The following is a 3,685-nucleotide window of genomic DNA, read 5'->3' as shown; positions in this document are numbered from 1 at the left end:
GTTGGCGGCGGTGGCGGTCGCGGTGCCGTCGCTGTTGGCGATGTTGTTGGCGCCGCCGGTGAAGGCGCCGGTGCCGCTGGCATAGCTGGGATCGCCGATGGAGACCGCGCCGTTGCCAAAGGCGGTGTTGCCGGACCCGATCGAGACCGCCTTGCCGCCGGTCGCCACCGCATTGGTGCCCATGGCCACCGCCTCGGCGGAATCGGCCTTGGCGCTCGTGCCCATGGCGATGGCGTCCTGCGCGCTCGCATTGGCCGACTTACCAACCGCGGTGCTGTTTATGCCGCTCGCCGTGGCGCCCAAGCCTAGCGCGCTCGCGCTCGCTGCGGTCGCGGTGGCGTTGTTGCCGAGCGCGGTCGCCGAGACGTCCGTGGCCTGGGCTCCCGAGCCCGCCGCGACCGAGCCTACTCCACTCGACACGGCCGAATTGCCCAGGGCCAATGCGAAATTGCCCGAAGCCGTGGCGACGTTGCCGAACGCCGCCGAGTTTGACGCCGATGCATTTGCCTGGGGACCGACGGCGGCGGCATTGAGGCCGGCGGCTTGGGCCTGGAAGCCCACGGCTGTCGAACTGGTACCACTCGCAACCGAGGAAGCGCCCATTGCGGTAGCGAAACCGCCGGAAGAGACCGCATTGGTGCCGATCGCGATGCTGTTGGGCAAGGCCGTGTTGGCCTGAACGCCCGCCTGCGCGCCTAGGCCGAGCGCGATAGACTGGTTGCCCCAGGCGCCGGCGTTCCTACCCATCGCCGTGGCGCTCGTGCCCGTCGACTGGCTTTGGCGCCCGATCGCAATGCTGTCAACCTGAGACGCCAGCACGTCCGTGCCGATGGCGACGGCGCTCTCTTGAAGGGCGCCCTTTCCCGCTGCGATTCGGTTGCCAAGATTGATGGCGTTGATCGCGGTCGAGGTCGCCTGGAAGCCGATGGCGATAGAGTTCTGCTGGCTTGCGACGGCGCTATTCCCTTGGGCAAGCGCATCCAGCCCGGACGCTGTCGCCCCAAACCCGAGCGCGGTGGCGCGCAGCCCGGTCGCCCGGGTAACATAGCCGATCGCCGTCGAGTTCGTTCCGTCGGCGCGCGCGTTCAGGCCAAAGGCGGCCGAGCCTGCGGCTGCGACCGAGTTGACGCCAATGGAGCTTGCTCCGTCTCCGACAGCCTGGGCGTTCCCGCCTATCGCGAGGGCGTTGACGCCGTTCGCGCCGGAGATGACACCTATGCCTATGGCATTGAGGCCATTGACACCCATCGCATAGCCGATGGCGATCGTGCCGTCGCCCGTTGCACTGTTGGAGATGCCCAACGCCACGCTGTTATTGCCATTTGAGGTGGCACCATTACCGATGGCGACGGCGTTGCCGCCTGTCGCGGACCCGCCGCCGGCCTGATATTGCGCCTGAGCTGGCGTCGCAGCCATGCCGATCGCGAAGGCGCCCAGCATCGCGGCCGCCGCCGACATCCCGCCGACGCCCAGCGTCCCCAGCCCCAGGCGCTTGCGCCCCATGCCAAGCACGCTATGAGCCATGCGCAGCACCGCCATCAAGCGGCGGCGAACCGAGCGGGAGCGAGGATCGCCATTCGCGATCCAGTGCCCGGCGAAATGCGCCGCGCGATGCTGAACTAGAAGCGAGCCGTTCGAAATCTGATTGTCGGTCATGGTCCCTCTCCGCTGGCCGGCACGAAATGTCTGACAATTCCGCTCTATCGCAGGAAGACATGATTCCTGCCCGCGGTATTTCACGAAATTGCTGTCTTGTGAGAAAAGATCGGAGCAAACCGGCAGAGGTTAACAGCTCGTTACCTTAGAGACTGCTTTAAAACTAGGCAAACAAGCAATTCCATGAGCGCCGTCTCATCTAACCTTGGCGTTAAGCTTGCCCACCCGTAGCTGCAGCGGCGTCACCTGCCGGTATTTCTTCATGGCGGTGGTAAAATGGCTCTGGCTCGAAAATCCGCAGGAATGAGCGATGTCCGTGATGGTCATGCGGCTGTCGGCAAGCAGCCTTTCAGCGAGGTCCAGCCGCAAATCGAGAACATATTGATGCGGCGGCACCCCGAACGTCCTCGAGAAAGCCCGCATGAAGTGATAGGGTGAAAGACCGCAAACCGCGGCCATCTCGGCAAGCGCCAGCTTGCGCGTGAAGTTCTCGTTCAGGAATTCCTGCACGCGGCGCGTGCTGCGAACCGAAAGCCCGCCTTTCGCGTTGAGCGTCGGTTGTCGCGAATTGGGTCCGGAAACCGGTCCGGGGACACCATCCTCACCCGGCATTTTTCGGCCTCCTGATTCGTCCCAGATGAGGTTCAACCCTAGGCTTCCTTCCGCGTTCCCCTGAAAAACAAATCGTGATTGATCGAAGCTGACCGGCGTAGCCAACCCCATTCATGAGAGCGTTCCGGCCGGACGGCGTACAACGCGCGGACTGCATGACATTCCAGACGATTCCTGCGGAGCTTGGGGCGGATTTGCAGCAAGATGTATTCTGGAAAACGCCGCAAGGCGCCTGTTGCGGCCTGGGTGGGTGCGCAGCAGATCGGCCGGGTCGACCGTGCCGAAAGCAGGCGGATCGAGTTCGGCGAGATCGAATTCATGCACGGCCAATTGCGCCAGCGCTTCGGGAGCGATGGAAACGACGGCGTTCTCCCGGGTCAGGGACCAGGCCGGCTTGCTGTCCACACCCGCCGGATTGACGACGCGACATCCGGTCGGCGTATCGTACCGCGTGATCCGGTCGCTGCCGAGCAAGGCTCTCGATCGGCGTGCGGGCCGCAGCGCAATTCCAGTGGAATGCTCTTTGGCCGGGAATGTCTGCGAGACGGGATCGCGGGCTGAGTCTATGACACTCCGCGCCGCGGTGGCCCTCCAGGGGCCTGCGCTTTCAGGGATTATGTCCAGGACATATCGAGCTGTCCGTTCTCGATTGACGCCCTGGGAATTGCCGCCTTCCCGAGCATCGTCCGTATTTTCCATTGCCTGGCCTCAGCCGCTTGTCTGTCGCCTGAAATCCCCCTTAGCCCGACCCGGATCCAACGTAACGCACATGCTGTGGATAGTGAATAACATCCGTACGCAAACAAAAAATTTTGTTCGGGATAAAAGCCCCTCGGGGCGAGGAACCCAGGCCTTTAGGTCGCGACTACGGGTCAACAGGTTCCTCTGGACCCTTCGGCGCATTGGCTGACGGAGCATCAAACGAAAAACCCGCCTGCTCGGCGGGTCACTGGCGCAAATCAGCACCATGCACGAATATATACCTTAGCTGAGATCACCGTGTCAAGAAAAAATTCCTACCGCGAAAAGCTGCCGACGCAAAGCCGCGACACCGCCAGCAATGCAGAGCTACCAGATTGGCTACCGGTCATTGCAGATCGTCGCGACGATTCTCATACAAATCCCATGCAAGTTCGACAAACCCCAGAAGAACGTCCTCCTCGCTCCATCCGGCAGCGACGGCCGCCTGGACGATCTCGCGGACGAGAGGCAGCAATTGGCGTTGGCATTCTGCCGACGTGTCGGCAACTATGTCATCGCCGGGAGGTTCATCGAAGTTGAATTTCATCGTTAGGCGCCCCCCTCGCCATCAATCAAAGTGTTCATATCATTAAGTTCATTCATCCTGATATACAATAGAGGTCGCACCAAAGCATAAGAGGCTTCGGAGGCTCTGAGCAGAACAGGATGATGCCAG

Annotated in this window: 3 protein-coding genes and 1 pseudogene; all 4 read right to left on the bottom strand. The window is 62.3% G+C overall.

The window, feature by feature from the left end; translation table 11 throughout:
- Positions 1-1,539 (bottom strand): annotated as a pseudogene (locus tag EN969_RS21365) (calcium-binding protein); the annotation flags it as partial.
- A gap of 312 nt (positions 1,540-1,851) precedes the next feature.
- Positions 1,852-2,379 carry an AraC family transcriptional regulator gene (locus EN969_RS21360; protein ID WP_063168904.1) on the bottom strand — a complete coding sequence of 176 codons (528 nt, stop codon included), beginning with the start codon at positions 2,377-2,379 and terminating at the stop codon, positions 1,852-1,854.
- Positions 2,380-2,742 (bottom strand): hypothetical protein, encoded by a 363-nt coding sequence (locus tag EN969_RS35335; RefSeq protein ID WP_063168905.1) that lies wholly within the window; start codon positions 2,740-2,742, stop codon positions 2,380-2,382.
- A 613-nt stretch (positions 2,743-3,355) separates the two neighbouring features.
- Entirely contained in the window at positions 3,356-3,556 is a 201-nt protein-coding gene (locus tag EN969_RS21350) for a hypothetical protein (protein WP_082826544.1), read from the bottom strand.
- Between the last annotated feature and the right edge of the window lie 129 nt (positions 3,557-3,685).

Source organism: Mesorhizobium sp. M7A.F.Ca.CA.003.01.2.1, assembly GCF_003998945.1.
Taxonomy (GTDB): Bacteria; Pseudomonadota; Alphaproteobacteria; order Rhizobiales; family Rhizobiaceae; genus Mesorhizobium; species Mesorhizobium ciceri.
This window is presented reverse-complemented; position numbering and strand designations above follow the sequence as displayed.